Annotated in this window: 19 protein-coding genes; 9 read left to right on the top strand and 10 right to left on the bottom strand. The window is 37.8% G+C overall.

The window, feature by feature from the left end:
* Positions 1 to 24 precede the first annotated feature (24 nt).
* On the top strand, positions 25 to 399 hold the full coding sequence (locus RM553_RS08245; RefSeq protein ID WP_311534449.1) for a response regulator: 375 nt from the start codon (positions 25 to 27) through the stop codon (positions 397 to 399).
* A gap of 113 nt (positions 400 to 512) precedes the next feature.
* On the opposite strand, the gene RM553_RS08240 is transcribed toward RM553_RS08245, so the two are convergent.
* The 6 genes from RM553_RS08240 to RM553_RS08215 all read right to left on the bottom strand — a co-directional run bounded on the left by RM553_RS08240 (position 513) and on the right by RM553_RS08215 (position 6,994).
* Positions 513 to 1,007, bottom strand: coding sequence for a hypothetical protein (locus RM553_RS08240; protein WP_311534448.1), 495 nt, complete (start codon positions 1,005 to 1,007; stop codon positions 513 to 515).
* A gap of 428 nt (positions 1,008 to 1,435) precedes the next feature.
* Positions 1,436 to 2,170, bottom strand: coding sequence for a LytR/AlgR family response regulator transcription factor (locus tag RM553_RS08235; RefSeq protein WP_311534447.1), 735 nt, complete (start codon positions 2,168 to 2,170; stop codon positions 1,436 to 1,438).
* Between the two features lie 305 nt (positions 2,171 to 2,475).
* Entirely contained in the window at positions 2,476 to 2,838 is a 363-nt protein-coding gene (locus RM553_RS08230) for a hypothetical protein (protein WP_311534446.1), read from the bottom strand.
* Positions 2,825 to 3,787, bottom strand: coding sequence for a family 8 glycosyl hydrolase (locus tag RM553_RS08225; protein ID WP_311534445.1), 963 nt, complete (start codon positions 3,785 to 3,787; stop codon positions 2,825 to 2,827). The genes RM553_RS08230 and RM553_RS08225 overlap by 14 nt, the downstream gene beginning before the upstream one ends.
* 340 nt (positions 3,788 to 4,127) lie before the next feature.
* Positions 4,128 to 6,194 (bottom strand): tetratricopeptide repeat-containing sensor histidine kinase, encoded by a 2,067-nt coding sequence (locus tag RM553_RS08220; protein WP_311534444.1) that lies wholly within the window; start codon positions 6,192 to 6,194, stop codon positions 4,128 to 4,130.
* A 35-nt stretch (positions 6,195 to 6,229) separates the two neighbouring features.
* Positions 6,230 to 6,994: a LytR/AlgR family response regulator transcription factor gene (locus RM553_RS08215; RefSeq protein WP_311534443.1), complete on the bottom strand. Its 765-nt coding sequence runs from the start codon at positions 6,992 to 6,994 to the stop codon at positions 6,230 to 6,232.
* A 344-nt stretch (positions 6,995 to 7,338) separates the two neighbouring features.
* On the opposite strand from RM553_RS08215, the gene RM553_RS08210 reads away from it, so the two are divergent.
* The 5 genes from RM553_RS08210 (at position 7,339) to RM553_RS08190 (ending at position 9,889) form a co-directional block, all read left to right on the top strand.
* Positions 7,339 to 7,848 carry an outer membrane protein gene (locus RM553_RS08210; RefSeq protein WP_311534442.1) on the top strand — a complete coding sequence of 170 codons (510 nt, stop codon included), beginning with the start codon at positions 7,339 to 7,341 and terminating at the stop codon, positions 7,846 to 7,848.
* Between the two features lie 138 nt (positions 7,849 to 7,986).
* A complete protein-coding gene (locus tag RM553_RS08205; RefSeq protein ID WP_311534441.1) occupies positions 7,987 to 8,811 on the top strand; it encodes a DUF4412 domain-containing protein in 825 nt (274 codons plus the stop codon).
* Positions 8,812 to 8,845: 34 nt separating this feature from the next.
* The gene (locus RM553_RS08200; RefSeq protein ID WP_311534440.1) at positions 8,846 to 9,193 is read left to right on the top strand and encodes a DUF4870 domain-containing protein; all 348 of its coding nucleotides are present in this window, start codon (positions 8,846 to 8,848) and stop codon (positions 9,191 to 9,193) included.
* 71 nt (positions 9,194 to 9,264) lie between these two features.
* Complete coding sequence (locus tag RM553_RS08195; protein WP_311534439.1) at positions 9,265 to 9,618, top strand: hypothetical protein; 354 nt, start codon at positions 9,265 to 9,267, stop codon at positions 9,616 to 9,618.
* A gap of 37 nt (positions 9,619 to 9,655) precedes the next feature.
* Positions 9,656 to 9,889 (top strand): hypothetical protein, encoded by a 234-nt coding sequence (locus tag RM553_RS08190; protein ID WP_311534438.1) that lies wholly within the window; start codon positions 9,656 to 9,658, stop codon positions 9,887 to 9,889.
* 153 nt (positions 9,890 to 10,042) lie between these two features.
* Here RM553_RS08190 and RM553_RS08185 read toward each other — a convergent pair whose 3' ends face one another.
* The 4 genes from RM553_RS08185 to RM553_RS08170 form a co-directional block, all read right to left on the bottom strand.
* Positions 10,043 to 11,077 (bottom strand): serine hydrolase domain-containing protein, encoded by a 1,035-nt coding sequence (locus tag RM553_RS08185; RefSeq protein WP_311534437.1) that lies wholly within the window; start codon positions 11,075 to 11,077, stop codon positions 10,043 to 10,045.
* A 66-nt stretch (positions 11,078 to 11,143) separates the two neighbouring features.
* On the bottom strand, positions 11,144 to 11,911 hold the full coding sequence (locus RM553_RS08180; RefSeq protein ID WP_311534436.1) for a DUF6090 family protein: 768 nt from the start codon (positions 11,909 to 11,911) through the stop codon (positions 11,144 to 11,146).
* Between the two features lie 146 nt (positions 11,912 to 12,057).
* Positions 12,058 to 13,161, bottom strand: a complete 1,104-nt coding sequence (locus RM553_RS08175) for an acyltransferase family protein (RefSeq protein WP_311534435.1) — start codon at positions 13,159 to 13,161, stop codon at positions 12,058 to 12,060.
* A gap of 19 nt (positions 13,162 to 13,180) precedes the next feature.
* Entirely contained in the window at positions 13,181 to 13,753 is a 573-nt protein-coding gene (locus RM553_RS08170) for an ankyrin repeat domain-containing protein (RefSeq protein WP_311534434.1), read from the bottom strand.
* Positions 13,754 to 13,991: 238 nt separating this feature from the next.
* Here RM553_RS08170 and RM553_RS08165 point away from each other — a divergent pair, with 238 nt between their 5' ends.
* The 3 genes from RM553_RS08165 to RM553_RS08155 all read left to right on the top strand — a co-directional run bounded on the left by RM553_RS08165 (position 13,992) and on the right by RM553_RS08155 (position 17,907).
* Complete coding sequence (locus RM553_RS08165) at positions 13,992 to 16,082, top strand: helix-turn-helix domain-containing protein (protein ID WP_311534433.1); 2,091 nt, start codon at positions 13,992 to 13,994, stop codon at positions 16,080 to 16,082.
* Between the two features lie 129 nt (positions 16,083 to 16,211).
* Positions 16,212 to 16,754, top strand: a complete 543-nt coding sequence (locus tag RM553_RS08160) for a DUF6557 family protein (protein WP_311534432.1) — start codon at positions 16,212 to 16,214, stop codon at positions 16,752 to 16,754.
* 319 nt (positions 16,755 to 17,073) lie between these two features.
* On the top strand, positions 17,074 to 17,907 hold the full coding sequence (locus tag RM553_RS08155) for a universal stress protein (protein ID WP_311534431.1): 834 nt from the start codon (positions 17,074 to 17,076) through the stop codon (positions 17,905 to 17,907).
* Positions 17,908 to 17,985 lie beyond the last annotated feature (78 nt).

Genomic DNA, 17,985 nt, shown 5'->3' with positions numbered 1-17,985 from the left:
TTTGATCTTTAATGTTCTAACAATATGAAATTAGAAGTAATTATTATTGATGATGATAAGATCCTACGGAAAGTTCTAAAAAGAATAGTCCAAATCTGCAACCTGGCCAAAGAAGCTTTAGAATTTGAAAATGGTGAGGAGGCCTTGGCATATTTTAACAGAGAAAATGACGATTCTAAAAAAACAATGATTTTCCTGGATATCAATATGCCCATAATGAATGGGTGGGAATTCCTGCAGGGAATGAAAAAACAAAATCTTCTGCAGAATAAAGAAATTTACCTGCTTACTTCTTCAATAGATAAATTAGAGCACTCCAGGGCAGAAAAGGATCCCTCTATTAAGGATATTCTTATAAAACCACTAACAATTGAAAAATTTAAACAATTAATGGTTTAAATAAAAATTTAGATTAAATCCCCGACCAAGTCCATTATCAAATGGAACAAAGCCTTGTTAATCCAAAGATTTACAAGGCTTTAAATTTGTAAATTTATATTAAGGGTAAAATTTTAATGGCGTAACCTTCCTTTAAATTCCCCTTGTAACACCAGATTTTCAAAGGTGTTCTCGTGAATCATACTGCGGCATTTAAAGTTGCCTTCAATACTATTTTTTGAAATGCTGGTAATCTCGATGTAATCGAATTCATTACTGTAAAAGTTTTCACGGTCAAAAAACCACGTTTCACCAGCAGTGCTAAATTCCATCCGGCTGCCCTTTAGAGTTTTGATATCATAGATACCGGCACCACTAAAATTTGGAATAAATAATTCAATATTTTTATTATCATCTGAACTACTGGTTAGTTGAAAAGATACCGTCCCGTAATCTGAAATATATCGGTCAATAATAAGGCCTTGGGAAGATTTAGAACTAATATAAGCAAGCGTGTTGGCTGTTGCGGCAAGATATCCATCGGCTACCTCATCATCATCTTTTGAGCAACTTTCCCCTCCTATAATTAGAAGCATTATTAAGAACCTGAAGAATAGTTGAAGTTTCATGCTTGCTTCTTTACTTATTCAGGTTAAAGATGAGAACCATAGATGTTACTTCAAAATAAAAGGAATGAATGCAGGAAATTGAGGAATGAATGTCTTTAAGATGGGAATAAACCGCATTTCGAAGCATGGATACCCCACCTAATTCACTTTTGAGGGCTCCTTTTTATAATTATCAAAAGGATTTTTCACTGCCCTTCAAAAACTTTTTGAATTTGAGATCTGGTTTAAAATAGTGCCTTCCCCCGCACAGATTAAATTCTCAAAAATGTTCTTAGGCTGGATTTCCAATCCTTTTTTAGTTATCCGGATATTCCGGAAGATGGGTAGCTGATTATAAATGTTACTTTTCCTGCCAGATCTTCAATATAAATTTTACAGACAAAAAAATTACAATTTAGAAAATTGAGCAAGGATGGTGAGCTAAAATTCTAGCCAATCAAACTAATTCTTGATAATAGTTTCGCTTTGTAGGTCCTGCCGAGTTTAAGGGTTTGATTTGAAATTGTTACTTCTGTAGCAGTGTTGTTCAGGGAAACTATAGCTTCAATATTAATAATATGAGAGCGGTGCACCTGGATGAACTGATCTTCAGGTAAGCGGGAGAGAAGATTTTTAAGCCTTTCTTTTATAATTATTTTCCTATCCTTCAGTAAAATATGGCAGTATTTGTCTATGGCCGTAACCAGTTTAATGTCTTTATAATCAATTTTCTGAAGCTTGTTATTGGTGCGAAAAAATAAGTGTTGGCAGGAAGCTGCCTCTGTTCCCTGTGGCCGGGACAATTTTTCCTTTTTATGGAGAATCGCTAACTCGATTGCCCGCTCCAGATCATATTCCTTATAAGGTTTTACCAGGTAAAAGTATGGTAAAGCTTTTTTAGCCCTTTTAAAAGTTAGCATATCATCATAAGAGGTAAGAAAGATGGTTGGAATATCATATTGCCTGTTGATCTTCTTGGTAAGCTCTATGCCGCCTGTTTCATTTTCAATATTGATATTCATAAGGATAACATCTGGTTTGCAGGCTTCTATAATGTTCATAAAACCTTTGGGGGAATCTAACATCTTGCAGGTTTTGTAGTTCAGTTTATCCAAAATCATTCTTAGATGTCCCCTGTAAATGGGATTATCTTCCAGTGCAATAATTTTGTAATTCTTACCCATAGGTTTAAGTAAAGAACCTCTTAAAATTATTGAAAATATTTTAATTAAGATCCTTCCCCGGGAAATAATTCACATCTTTTTTGCTGAAAAATAAAAATGGATATCATTGTAAATGTCTGGTAAACAATTACTAATAAAATATTTTTCCCTGAATTCGTTACCTGTGTACCGAAACCTTCGTACAATTTTTTGGACCCGGACATGGATTCCTCACAACATCCGGTAATTGAATTTATTTCTACCAACTTAATTTTTTTGGGAGAGGTAGCCTAAAACATACAAATTACACCCGGATGAACCCGGTATTAATTGCTTTGTGGGGTGATAATACGATAATTCCCGCTCAGGTGCATTAGGCTAAAAAGGTAAAGCAGTCCATCAAAATAGGGGTCGAAATAGCCATCTTCATAAGGTTCCAGTTTTGCATTCCATACCTCGTCTACAAATTTCCAGCCTTTGGGATGGGTGGCCATGATAGAAGCGGCACCGGCCGTGGAAACCAATCCAAGGGAATGCCTTAATTTTTGATAACGACCTGCAGGCAATATCCAGTCGGGAGTTGAACCATCGATATTGTATTGATCTACGTACGTCTTTAAGCCCTGACAATACAGAAAATTTTGAATGCGGTTCGCATATTCCTGTTGCCATTTTTTATCCCTGGGCATACCAGCTATAATCCATAGCGATATTCATGGGAACACGCCAGGAGTCATACCTGAAGGCATCACCCATCTTCCCACGGCTATGGGGAGCGCCGCTGAATTCGGCATAATCTGGAGTTAAACCGGTTATGGGATGTGTGGCGCGATGTAAAAACATGCGGGCAGTATCTGCAGCAGCTTTATAAAAATCTTCATGGCCGTCATTGGCATATTGAGCCCACACCTCAAAAAAGGCAGGCAGGTGGTAAGAAGGGTCTGTCCAGTCGTAACCACCATCATGTGGTACAAAATTAATTTGCTTGTGTTCTACATTCAGGACGTTCCTACCCCCCTCTGTACCATCTTTGCTCCACATCGCATCCAAAATTCTCCTGGCTTCGCTGTAATAGTCAATCCCGGTTTTATTTCCCCAACGATTAGAGGCGAAGAGGAGGGAAGTAACAAAATACAATTCCCCATCTGAGGCAGAACCTTCTGCATTTGGTCTTCCTGTTTTTGGATCTACACTCCAGGCAAAATAAGCATCGCTGGCACCACCCTGGTGTTGCATATATTTTTTAGTCCATCGCCAAAGACGGTCAAAAACTTCTTTTTTATCCAGCTGAACGGCTACCATAAGCCCATATGAAAGCCCTTCGGTACGGGCATCTTTATTTTTCAAATCTGAGACATAGGCCAGGGAATCCTCTACTTCAAAATACACCCTGTCTGGTCCTTCAAAGGTGTCGTAATAAGCTTTTTCCAGTTTAGCATCAATCTCTGCCTGCCTATAACCGGCCTCCAAAAATAGGTTGCGGTATTCCCCGGTTTCCCAGGCGCCTTTTTCCCATGGCTGCATTTTACCCCGTGGATCGTTTACCTTCTCCCCACAATCCTGGGCTTTTAAGGACCCGGCAAGAATGAGTGCTCCAACAAAAGTAAATATGTATGAAATTGACTTAATCTGCTTCATGAATTTTGATTTTAAATAATACATGATAAATTCACCAGCCAGAGTTTTAAAGGCTGAAATTTTCTATCCTTATTTTTATCTCAGTGAGAGTTAATCTCCGAAATGCCTGCTCCGAGGTTCTGGGTTATTAAATATAAATATTAATTTATTATACGCAATCGATTGTCCCAGAGGCGCCAGGTGATAACGCTAAGGAATTTCTTCTATCTCATTAGCATTATCCCGGCGAAACCTTATTTTAAATTGAAGTGTTTATCAGATTTCACCAAAGAATATAAATGTGGTATGTATTTACTGGATTCGACTTTTATATTTGTAAACAGGCAGGATAATTATTATTTCAGGAGAATACATTATTCCGCTTTTCAACAGTGTTTTTCTGTAGTAAATGTAACACTATACGGGTGCCTTCGGGTTGGCCATCTTCATTCTTTTTATCGATGATTTTGCAACTTATTTTTTCTGAATAGCTTTTATTAAATAATTCTATTCGTTCTTCTACCATATGCATTCCCATACTCCTGTGCGCTTTTTGGGATTCCTGTGTTGCCGTTTTTTTTCTTCCAACCCCGTTATCGTCAATAATTATTTGAATATTTTTCGCTTCCGCTTTTATATCTATTAACAAGGTTTTTTCCTTCCGTTTACTTGGTAACAATCCATGCCAGATTGCATTTTCAATAAAGGGCTGCAGTAAAAGCGGAGGAATAAGCGCGTCTTTAACTTCCGGGGCATCATCTCCTGTTATTTTAAAAGAGAAGTCTTTTCCAAAACGGTTTTCTTCCAGGGTAAGATAATAATGGGTTAATTGTAGTTCTTCGGTCACCGGCACTACATGTTTCTGCGAAGTTTCCAGCACCATTCTGGTATACCGGCTAAAAACAACAAGGTATTTTACGGCTTTAGAATTTTGTTCGCTTTGTATAAGATAAGTAATGGCATTAAGGCTGTTAAAAAGAAAGTGCGGATTAATACGTAGCCGGGTGACGAGAATTTCTGCCCGGGCAAGATTGCGCTCATAAATAGCCTTCATTTTTTCCTTCTCTTCTTTTAAAATTCGGGCATTGGTTTTCTTTTTGGTGAGGGAATTCCGGTATTGCAGAAAGAAAATAATAAGGATAAAGAAGAGTGCGGTTCCCAGTAGCAACATAAAAATCCTGCGCCGTTCCAGCTTCTGTTTTTGGTTGGCCAGTAAGGTTTGTTGGAGGGCTTTGTCTTTTTGTAGTAATTTGATATGGTTTTCTTTTTTCTCTAAATCATACTTCCTTATAAGCGCAGCAATCTCAACATTTTGTTCAGAGAGTTCAATGCTGTCTTCGTAAGCTTTCCCCTGTTTGAAATAAAATAATGCCTGTGAAGGTTTATTATTGGTTTCCATAATGGTGGAAAGCCTGAAGGAATTTTCCATAATCAGCCCATACTGGTTTAAACTTTTTGCCAGGGCCAAAGATTTTTGAAAATTCTCCCGGGCTGGGGTCAATTGATTTTGCTTTAGTTTTATATCGCCTACCCTCAATAATATTTCTGCCTGTTTGTGCGCATCCTCTATTTCCCTAAACCTTTGAAGGGCATCCTTAAAATAAGAAGCAGCCTTTTTGAGATTTTTTTCTTCCTCTAAATAGGCTATTCCCAGGTATTCATAGGTAATGGCCAGGCCATATAAATCATTTCTTTCCTGGTTTATTTGAAGTAACTCGTGAAGATATTCCCTGGCGCGCTTAAATTGCTCCTTATTTATATAATAATCTGCAATCGAAAGATAGTTCATCGCTATCCCCAGGCTGTTTTCACGCTTCCTTTCAGCTTTAAGAGAGCGTTTAAAATAACCGAGGGCCTCCTCTTCACGACCGGGAATGTTTCCCAATGCATTTCCTATCCCATTGCTGGAAATGGCAATATTTTTAAGGTCATTTTCCGCTTCGGCAATTTTTAAGGCTTTCATATAATAAGAAACAGCAGCGTCATATTTCTGATTATAACGCCCGGCCACCCCGGCATTATTTGCAAAAATCATTTTATAAAGGGGATCTGTTTTCCTATCCTTTACCAGGTTAAAAGCTTTAATATGTAATGAAAAGGCTTCATCATAATGCTGATGATAGCGGTAAAGCAAACCAAAATTGTCTAAAGCCCGGGCGTATAATAAGGTATCGCTTATATTCAGTGCCTGCTGAATGGCATCTTGGGCATAAGTATATTCCTCTTCTTCATTATGATCCTTCCGGTGTATTTGCCTGCTGAGCTGAAGTTCATATACAATTTTAAGGGAATCGTTTGTTTCCTGAATGAAGGCAGATTTCAGGCTATCCAGGCGGGACTGGGCCAATGCAGTACATGAGCAAGAGAAAATGAGTAAAAAGAGTATTTTCCACAGGAACCTATGGAAGTTTTTTTTAGAATTGTACATATATAAAATCAGTTCAAACTGAGATTGCGTAAAATCTAAGCGGTTTTGGTAATGGCATCAAATAAATTCGTGATCAGCTCCTTTTTATTTTTACTCACCGGTACGGATTTTCCGTCCTGCATCACCAGGTAACCGCCGTCATTCCGGTAATATTTCTTCATATAATTTGGATTGATGAGATAGGATTTATGGATGCGGATGAAAAAATATTTATCAAGTAATTTTTCAAATTCTTTTAGGGTTTTACTTAAAACCAGCTTGCGATTATCAACGGTAAATAAAAGCGTATAGTTATTCTGGCTCTGGCAGTATAAAATTTCGTTGGTTTCTATAAACTCGAATCCTTCAGAGACAGGAACAGCTATTTTATTTTTCAGGATCCCTTCCCGTTTCATATAAGTTAGAAGCTCCTTTATCCTTTCTGAAGAAAGATTGTTCTTCATTTCCCTTTCTTCCTTCCACTGCATTACTGCAGACTGCAACTCCATTTCATCAATAGGTTTTAACAGGTAATTTACCGCTTTGGCTTTAAAAGCCTGTGCGGCATACTGGCTGTAGGCAGTAGTAAAAATTACATCAAACGAATCCTCCGGGAGTTGTTCCAGTAATTCAAACCCGTTCATTCCGGGCATTTCCACATCCAGAAACAGCAAATCCGGGCGGGCATCGGGTAAGGCAAGCAAAGCATCTTCCGGCCGGGTTCCTTTAAATACAATTTCGGTTTCGGGAAACTTGCTCTTCAGGTGCAGCACCAGCCCTTCCACACAATGCACTTCATCGTCTATAATGGCTACTCTCATGACCGGTATAATTTTTTATTTGCTTCAAATGAACTTCAGCTTAAAGAAAAGCTATTCTTAAATGTAACTTTTCTATTGGAACTATTAAAGGAAAGCCGGCTAAAAACCTGTTTTTCATGAGTATAAGTGCATTATGAATGAGTAAACTCTTCAATTTGCCAATTTTTGTTCAACAGGTACTTTTAATAAAACTTATTGCGGCTACGCTCATCCATAAAAGGCTTATACTCAACACCTATTGTCGAAGGTGTACTTCTTTCGGATATTCATCCTAATTAATTCAGCACCCAAAATATTTTTCAACAGAAATGTCTTAATTAATTATTAATCAGAAACAATTCAAAATGAGAACAAGATTATTAGTCACAAGCGCAGTCCTGTTTCTTGCAGGTATTTTTAACGCTTCCGCACAAGATGAAACCCGTTTGGGCGCAATGTTGGCCTACGGAACAGAAATAGAAAATTTAGGTATTGGAGTTAATGCGGAATTCCCAATTATGGAAAATCTTAGTATTTCTCCCGGTTTTATTTACTACCTGCCAAAAGATCAATCTGGTATAGACCTGAATTGGTGGGAAATAAACGGAAATGCTAATTACTACTTTATTGATAATGAAAGACTTGTCTTTTATGGGTTAGGAGGGCTTAATTACTCCCACGTCCAGTTAGATTATGACGGGAGCCAGTTTGGCGGCGGTTCTATGGAGGTTAGTGATGGCAGGTTTGGATTAAATCTTGGGGCTGGTGCAAATTTTAGCATAGGCAGCAACATAACTCCCTTTGCTGAAATAAAATATGTGATTATTGATGGCGGCCAACTTGTAATTGGAGCCGGAGTAAAATTCAATTTGTAAAATAAAGGCAATGAAAGGCTTTCCGGAATCCCGGCATATACTGCTCTTCTTTTTATTGGTGCTGCTCTCTACGTGCATCCTCATAAAAGCAATTACAGTACTAATCCCCGGAGAGTAATTGTCCATAAAAAACACAAAATGAAAAAGTTACTGATATTAAATCTCGGAATTTTATTTCTATTCCATTTTCCTGCTGAAGCACAGATCTTCAGGAAACTGACCAAAAAAGTTGAAGAAAAAGTGGAAGATGCGGTGGTAAAGAATGTATCAGACAAAGCCGCAAATGAAACTGATAAAAAACTTAATCAGCTTTGGGAAACAGACTTCAAGAATGCTTCTTTCCCGGTTGGGACAGAAATGGTAGACCCTGCTGAAATTCCTGAAATCTACAGTTTTGATTGGGAATATACCTTAAACATGAAAACAGCAGAAACTGACATGGAAATGACCTATTTCCTGAAAGAGAATTCCAAATATGTAGGTGTACAATTTCCGAAGGCACCCCAAATGTTCACGGTTCTCGATAAAGGGAATAATATGACCGTGATGTATTTAGCTTCTGACGGAAGAAATTTTGTTACCGCTACAAAATTTCCTGAACCTTCCGGAACTATGGAAGGGAAGAATGAAAATGCAGATATGGAAATCCAGAAAATCGGAAAGAAAACAATTCAGGGTTACGATTGCCAGGGTTACAGAATAGAGAATGAAAATTCGGTTTTTACCTTCTATGTAACCGATGAAGCGGGGATCAGCTTTAATGACATCTTTCAGGCGAATCAAAAAAAAATTCCGAGTGGATTTGATCCTGAATGGCTAGAAAATGGAGAAGGCCTGATGATGCAGATGGAAATGGAAAATAAAGATGAACCTTCAAAAAATACAGTTATTACCTGTACGAAGATTGAAGAAAGTCAATTTTCAATAAGTAAATCAGATTACAATGCACCTGCGAAAGATTAATGAAAATACATCTCTAACCTTCTAAAATAAGATTATGGAAACCAGAACCACAGATGGAGAAACCCATATAGAAGACGATAAAACACTTGCAATAGTCGCTTATTTAACAATTATTGGACTGGTGGCGGCCTTTGTGATGAACAGGGATAAAAAAGATGAATTTGCTGCTTATCATATTCGGCAATCCTTAGGTTTATGTGTATGCGGGATAGCCTTATTTGTGGTAGGCCTTGTGCCTGTACTGGGGTGGATAGTAAGTTTCTTCGGTTCCTTATTTCTGTTGTACTTATGGATAATGGGACTTATAAATGCCATTAACGGCAGGCTAAAAGCCGTACCATTCCTTGGGGAAAAATTTCAGGAATGGTTTAAAGACATTTAAAGATAAGTTTTGGCATACCGTAGAAAATAAAAATACGCTTAACATTATTAATAGATTAAAAAGACAATATTATGAAAATCAAATCAACAATTTTTTTAGCACTTCTTTCACTGAGCTTTTTTGGCCTTTGTTCCTGTTCTGATGATGATTCTGATGTGGATGAAAACAATGCAATAGGATGTGCCGATTTTGAAGATGAGTATGCCGATGTTATGGATGCTCTTACAGTTTATTCAGAAAACCCCAATGTGCAAAACTGCGAGAACTATAAGGAATCATTAATTACATTTTATGAAGAATTCAGCGATTGTCCTTTTTGGGGCACAGAATATCAGCAGGCAATTGATGAAGTTGAAAACATGGATTGTAGTGAAGAAACACAAGCTGGAGTTATGAAAAGTTCCCACACACTTTACCAGCTCTAAGCCGCAGCCTTTTAATAATCTTTTAAATTAAAAAACTATGATTTCCAACTTATCACATTTTGTAGGGGAACGCAGCGACTCTGAAATTTTGTATGATACTTCCTTCGGTTATATGTTTGAATATTTATGCGGCTGTGAGCATCATCTTTTGGCAAAGGGGCCGGAAACTATACATTATTTGCAGGAACTGGGAAAAATAATGGCCGATAACGGGACTCCGGAAGACAGCCACCCTGAAAATAATTCTACAATTCCTTCTGTGTATACCTAATAATATGGATCATGAAGCAGTAAGTACAAATGGAATAAAGCTCCCGGGTTCTGATGGGCCTGTTAAAGATATTTCAAATTTGCTGAAATACGCCGAAGTGCCTTTGTAATTAATTTTTTCGGAGAGGTTCTACGGAAACCAGCAGCTTAATTCTTATGAGTTTTTTCTAATTATTCTTACAACACGACTATATACGATTTCTGCCAAATTCCATTCATATCCATCAAAGTTGGTCGTATTATTAAATTGAATCACCACTGCATCTATATCCTGATGATATTTTGCTATACTCTGGTAACCGGGAATGAGTCCTGTATGTTCGTATTTATAAATAGAAGAATAAATTTCCTGCTCCTCTTCAGTTAATAAGGAACCATCATTTAAAGCCCGCAGAAATATGCCAACATCTTCTGCTGTGGCCACCATAGAACCATAATCAGTAGTTTTAATATCTTCTTCCACGCCTACATAATAGCCGCTCATAAGCTCGTCCATATCTACATCATGAATGGAACCGAATGTATTTTTTAGCCCGAGAGGCTCTAAAATTTTTTCTTTTATATATTGAAATTGAGTAGTTCCTGAAACCTTTTCAATGAGCATGGAAATAAGTAAATAATTGGTGTTGGAATATTCATAATCTTCACCTGGTGCAAAGCTGGCGGGAAGATCCAGTACCAGTTCAAGTTTTTTCTTATCGCTTTCCGGAGGGTCGACCCAAAAATTAGGAGTATTGGTATAATTTGGAATACCGCTTCTATGCTGCACCATCATTCTTAAGGTAATTTCACTGGCATTTTCAATTCTTCCCACGAGTTCCGGAAAGTAATCTGCAAGTGTTTTATCCAGCGATAAGCGCCCTTCGCTTACCAGTTTGGTGATCGCAACTGCGTTATATAATTTCCCAATACTGGCAATTTTGAATAAAGAATGCGGATCTGCAGGTATTTTGTTTTCCCTGTTTTTCCATCCTTCAGCATAAAATTTCGGTGGCTTTGCGCCCTCGTCTACGTAAACAATAATCCCGTCAAATCCCAGGTCCACAGCCTCCTTCAACTGTTCCTGAACGCTATCTGGTAATGGCATAATCCACGCTTTTACCAAAATCCACGGTACAAAAAATAAAGAGCCTATGCTTACAAGAATAAATACTATCCTGAAAATTCGTTTTATTTGTTTTTTATTCATGATTTTCTATCGTAAATAGAGTATTTTGTCTTTCGGAATTAAAAAATGAAGATGTAAAAAAAGAAATTAATTTTTGATTAATACATCAATTTCTGTAACGATTCCATTGCCTACGCCCTTCAATTTTTTATACTGATTAACCATTGATTCAAATTGGAAAGCTGCTAAACCAATCACGTTTCGATAGGACGCAGAGGCGGTATATTCAGCAAAATCTTCATAATATTCAGATTGTGGAGTGGCCCTTATATTCAGGGAATCCGGTGGTAGAAAAGCAGTAGCCAGAATTAAAGACCTGTCAAACTGGGTGGAAAGATAGTTTTCCTGGCCATTTACGTAGTGGTTATAACTACTTTCATTTTGCGCAATATCATCTACTATTCTGTAGTAGTTGGTTAAAAGCGAATCAAGGACTGTATTATTAATTTTACCGAAGTATTTTGAGTTTTTAAGAGCTTCATATCCACTGGTGTTGGGTCTAAAATAGTAGTCCATAAAAGCACTTCCGCAGGACATAAGTAGAGAAAGGTTCTGCTCTTCTGTTTTGTCCAGTATACTCTTCCTGGCCTTTTTGCACTGCAGGCCCACATAGGTTCTATAAATGCTTAAGCTATCAAGCCATTGAATATCTTTTAAGGTGTGTGATCTAATTTTGCCCAAATACTCCTTCAGGGCTTTATCATCATTTCTGGCCTGGTTCCAGTTGTTTATCTGCAAGGCAATCAAGATCCCGATGACGACAAGTATAATTTCTCCTATCGCATAAATAAAATACTTACCACTTCTACTTTCCGAAATTTGTGATAGTCTAAATTTTCTAAATATTCTACTCATTTTTCAAATGGTATAGATTAGTCTTGAATGATATGTATGGTTTTAACTGAATTTTTTCTCTAATATGCAAGTTAACTATCTTATTTAAAGATGTTTATGTAAAATTAAAAAACTTAAATTATTCAGCCGTTTAGTCAATTCTTGGCTTAATTAGGTTGAACAGGTTCCGATAGCTGTTCGGCTTTTTTCTCATCATTTTTATACATCCATTTTAGTCCAAACAACGGTCTTAGTATATTAATCCGCCTGAGTATAAATTCATAAATGAGAAAGCACACCAAAAATGTAAATAGGCTAATCAATATAAATTTCAGCAAAACAGGAATTTCCAACGGCAGGATAAACAGGGCGCCGGCATACAAAACAAACATGTGAATGATATAAACCGGATAAGCTGCCTGGCTTAAATAGCTTAAGATCCTGCCCGGTTTGTTCAGGTATTTGTAGCCAAATCCGAAAACTGTAAAAATCCAGCAGTTAGATTCGAGGGCCATTAAATAGCCTGGTGCTTCCATGTTAAATAAGGTGAGACGGATTATATAAAAACAAATGGCCAGGCCAAAGTACAGCCATTTCCATTTCAATACCGTTTGCCAGAATGCCTGCCCTATATAGACGAAAAGGAAGCCGAAAAAGAAGGCCATCAGCCCAAGGAAAAATCCGTGCCAGGTCTGCGCGTACATTTCGAAGACCTGTGGCCTTACCAAAATTGTTTCCACCACAAAAAGAATAGATACAGAAAGTGGTCCTGCCGGATTTTTCATAAGGGAACTTAATCCTTTCATAAACCTGCTGTTCTTTATTTTCTTCAGATAAAAAAACAGGGGAAGCATTAGCAATACATAGGCGAAAATATTTCCCAGGAACCACAAATGTCCCTGGTGCGCATAATATCCCAAAGAAAGATTGTAGTACTCCTGAAAAATGAGAAAATGTAAAGGGACAATAGCAATTATCCCAAATATGTAGGGCAAGAGAATTCTTTTGCCACGCTCCAGCAACAATTCTTTCCAGTTACGTTTTTGAATGGCAAAATATACGCCCATACCCGAAACATAGAACAGCAACGGAATGCGCCATACATTAAGCATGCTCATAGGTTTCCACAAGCCTTCCATCAGCTCATCGCTTCTTATAAATCCAATGAACATTGCCCACGGCTGAAAGATGATGGCGATATGATAGATTAAAAGGAGTCCTATCGCCATCACCCGCAGCCAGTCTATATCGTATCTTCTTTGAGTTTTCATGATAAAAGATTTTGTAGTATTACTGTAACATCATAGCGATTACAGGACGATTTTTCTGGAGTTGCTCCATGTCCAGTTTTAGGCCTAATGGTGCAAGTTGTTGTTGCATCATTTCATAAATGGGTTTCATGTCTGAAAATGGACCCGCAACGGTTTCCCTTGGAGTCGCGCCAAAATTATTTCGTAGCGTTTTATCTGCATGTGCATCTATCAGCATTTGTACAATTTCCACCCGGCCAAAGAAAGCGGCGGTATGTAGCGGTGTGGAACCATCATTGTTTTTTACGGAAAGATCGGCACCTGCATCAATCAGTTCTTTGGCAATTTTGGTTTTACCAAATACGGCAGCAGTATTTAAAGGAGTGGAACCGCTAAAATTATCTTTTACGTTTAGATTACTACCTGCTTCAATATGTTGTCTCACAACCTCCAGGTTATTTGCCATTACCGCCGCGTGAATATCCATCGCTGATTTTTCTACCACAGGTTGTTCGTTAGATTTCTTGTTGGTCTGGCTGCAGGCCGAAAATAAAGTAGCCATTAAGAAAAGGTTCAATAATACCCGAACGGAATTCATTTTGAGTGTTTTCATGATTTTTAATTTTTAGCTTTTATATAATTAGGTTTTGTTTCTCACAAAGATGGAAAAGGGAAGAATAGAAGGCATACAAGCCACGATGCCAAAAGAATAAAGTTTGGAACAGGCATATAAATTATGAAGCAGCAGTATAAATTATGGCGCGAGTGCCGGTTATGTGGCTGATATTTAATGTTATATATCCATGTGAGATTATATAAAATTTTGTTAAATTGACTGGATAAACAATTGGATGTCAGATCACGCAAACAGAGGGGATTTTCTTAATCAGGCAACTGCAGTTATCGTGGAGAATGCTTCCAAAGATCAGTTTGGCGTTTCTGAACTGGCAGAACAGCTGAATATGAGCCGTTCCAATTTGCTGCGAAAGATAAAGAAAGCTACAAGTCTTTCGGCAAGCCAGTTTATAAGGCAGGTGCGATTAGAGATCGCTATGGAAATGCTGAAGGAAACTTCACTCACTGTTTCAGAGATTTCGTATAAAGTTGGTTTTGGAAGTTCCTCTTATTTCATCAAGTGTTTCCGGGAACAATACGGGTATCCCCCCGGCGCCGTGGGAAAGCCGGAACCGGAAAAACCGCTGCCGGTATCACCGGAACCTGTAGTCCAGGAGGCTTCCGAAGAAAAGCTAACCCACAAATTCCCCAACAAGATTCTGCTTGTTACGATAGCGATATTGGTTGTTTCAGAAACTTCTTTTTTCATTTTTTATAAACGGCCCGCGCAGGAGCATAAAGAAATACAGCCGGAAAAATCCATTGCGGTTCTACCTTTTAAAAATGAAAGCAATGATTCCACCAATCTTTACTTTGTTAACGGCTTGATGGAATCTACCTTAAATAACCTGCAGAAGATTAAAGACCTGCGGGTTATAAGCCGATCTTCAGTGGAGAAATACCGTAATACCAATAAAACAATTCCGGAAATAGCTGAAGAACTTAAGGTGAACTACTTTGTTGAAGGAAGCGGGCAAAAAGTAGGCGATCAGGTGTTGCTCAACATCCAGCTTATCGAGGCTTCGGGAGACCGGCATCTCTGGGCAGAGCAGTACAACCGTGAAGTGGGCGATATTTTTGCCCTTCAGAGTGAAGTTTCAGCAAAAATTTCGAACGCTATCGAGGCGATTGTCACTCCGGCAGAACTGAGGCAAATCGAGAAAAAACCAACTGAAAACCTGTTGGCGTATGATTATTACCTGCAGGCGCTGGATCCTTATTCATCCAGGACTAACGAAGGGCTTAAACAAGCCATCGGCTTATTTGAAAAAGCGATAAAAGAGGACCCGGAATTCTCGCTGGCCTATGCAAATCTCGCCATTTCCTATTACCTGCTGGAAATGTTCCAGGCTGAAAAACAGTTTACAGAAAAGATTAATAGTTATGCAGATAAAGCGCTGCTGTATGATTCAAAATCTGCTGAAAGTCTTACAGCTAAGGCTTTTTATTACATTCAGACAAAGGAATATTCCTTAGCCCTTCCATATCTTGAAAAAGCCCTGGAGTATAATCCAAATTCTTCTCTGGCTATTCAAATGCTGGCCGATTTCTATTTCCGGTTAACTCCAAATACCCAAAAATACCTGGAATATGCCTTAAAAGCTGCGCAGTTAAATGTTGCAGCAAATGACTCGGTTACCCAAAGCTATGCCTATTTGCAGCTGAGCAATGCGCTGGTTTCCTCAGGGTTTTTTGATGAAGCGCTTAAATTTGTAGATCTGTCGCTTGATTATGATTCACAAAATTATTACTCCCCGCATGTAAAAGCGTTTATTCTTTTTGCCAGGGATGCTAATGTTAAGCGAACCCAGAAATTATTGGTCAAGGAATGGAAGAAGGATACCACCCGGTTAGATATTTTGCAGGATATCGCTAAAATGTATTATGTGGAAGAAGATTATAAAACCGCTTATTTCTATTTTAAGAAATTTGTAGACGCTAGGGAAAAAAGAGGCCTGGATATTTATACAGGGGAAAATGCGAAAATCGCCCTGGTATATGAGAAGCTTGGTTTGCATGAAGAAGCAGAAAGTTTCTTCAGTTCTTTTTCAGAATATTGTCAAAACGATAATACGGTTTATAAGAGCGCTAATCTTGCAATAAAATACGCGTACGAAGGGAAAATTAACCAGGCAATGAAGCAACTCAAAATATTTTCAAATAAGGATAATTATCCATTCTGGTTTTTATTAATTGAAGGGGACCCAATATTCAAACCTTTAAAAAATCATCCTGATTTTCAAAAAACCATGCAAAAGATCAAAGACCGGTTTTGGGCAAAACATGCTATTATGAGGGCAAAACTGGAGGAAGAAAAACTTATATGATGAAAGAGGAAAATAGAAAGATTTAGGAATATTTATGCTGATAAATATCTTAATTTTAAGAAATTTTCTCCAAATGCCTGGTTGAAAAACATCAATAACATCCTTGTGTTTAATTGAAATTTTCAGGTTATGACCCTAAAACAACTTCTACAAAATAATTTCTGGTTAAGTATTTCAACCATTCTTTTCGATTTATATCCCGGGGAAGAGAAGAACAGTGAAGGATATGAAGATGTATATGCGAATTTGTTGATGATGAACCCGGAAGAAACCGATATGACCATTGTGGTTAAGACAGTATTTGATCATTTTGATGGTTCAGCCTACGTTGATGTTTCTGGCCGATATAAGCATCCAAAAAATGAGGAAGAAGAATTTTCCCAGGCCATAGAATTCACTCCCTGGAAGAAATGGTTGGGTATGGATATTAATGAAGAAAGTTTAAAGGAATTTACAGAATTGGAGATCTTGGCGCATTGTCTTTATGAAATGACCTTTGCGGGCTTTGAAGAAGAAGAGGTACAGGAACAATTGAATAATATTGAACAGAGCATGGGAGAGTACGAAAAAATGACCGATGAAGAAAAAATTGAAAACAATCGTTCCCTGGAAGATTTTTTAGATGATTTAATGAAAGATGAAGAGGATGAAGAGGAAAACAAGAATTTATAACTTGAAAATTGAAGCAGCTGGACATAATGATGGCCACAATCTGTAGGCCTCTTCTGTTATACCTGAATATATCATGTAAAAAATCAGCCAATTTTTGTAGTATAAAATCTTAGCCAAGAAAAAAGATCTTTTATCTCTCTCGCCATGCTTTTTTCATTAATTTTTTCAGCTCAAAATCCTAAATACTTAACCCTCAAACAACTAAGGAAAGGGTTACTTTAACTTTGAAGTGAAAATGCTGAAATTGCAAACCTTTTTTAAAAGATCCCTGTAAATGATTTTGGTCATTTTTCCAGCTCTATGGTTCTCATAATTTTGTATGAAGTTATTTGAACCCGATGTGATGAATGTACTAATCCTGACTGATTTTTCAGAAGTGTCGAATAATACAGGCAAGTATGCCCTGGATTTCCTTGGCAATGCTCCGGGCCAGATTTATGTGCTCAATATCCAGAATATTAACTTTAAGAAAGCGGTGCCCGATGTTCTGGAGCGAAAAATGGTGGAAATATCCGGGAAATTGCATAAAAGTATTGAGTTATTTCAACAGTATTCCAACAATTTAAAACTGGAATTTCACAGCATTTTATCTTCAGAAAACCTTATTAATGCGGTGCGAAGGTGCGTTGCAGAAAAGAAGATCGACCTTATTTTTATTGGAGCGATAAGCCGTGATGTAAGGCATCATCCTCTATTGGGGGACCATGCCTATGAGGTGGTGCGAAAAATTAAGTGCAATATTGTGGCAGTGCCCGAAAATCAAAAATATAGAAAGCCTGAAACCAGTATTTTGCCCATAGATTATTCGGTTTTGTCTGAAGAGAGGATATACCAGCATATTAAAAACTGCAGTTTTCTTAAGGATACACAAATGACCGTAGTGGAAATAGAGGAAAATGATTTTGGGGTTAAAAAAGAGGAAACGGTAGCGCATAAACTTCCGGACCTGCTGAATGGGGCAAAGGTGGATTACATAGATATGGCAGAACCGGCCATTTTTAGCAGGGATGTTCTTCTGGAAATACAGGAAAAATTTGATATTATCGTAGTGCTGGGAAAAAATCTGAATGTATGTGACCGGCTGTTACATACCCGCTATGGCCTTTGCTCTATGGTAAATAACCAGCTTCCTATCCTGGTACTTCACGGGTAGAATGCATAGTTTTTTCTTTATTTTTAAGAAGTTCAGCCTTAGAATCAGGGGATGAAATAAGCAGACTCGCGTGAAAAG

Origin of the sequence: Autumnicola tepida (genome assembly GCF_031846485.1) — a bacterium.
Taxonomy (GTDB): Bacteria; Bacteroidota; Bacteroidia; order Flavobacteriales; family Flavobacteriaceae; genus Autumnicola; species Autumnicola tepida.
This window is presented reverse-complemented; position numbering and strand designations above follow the sequence as displayed.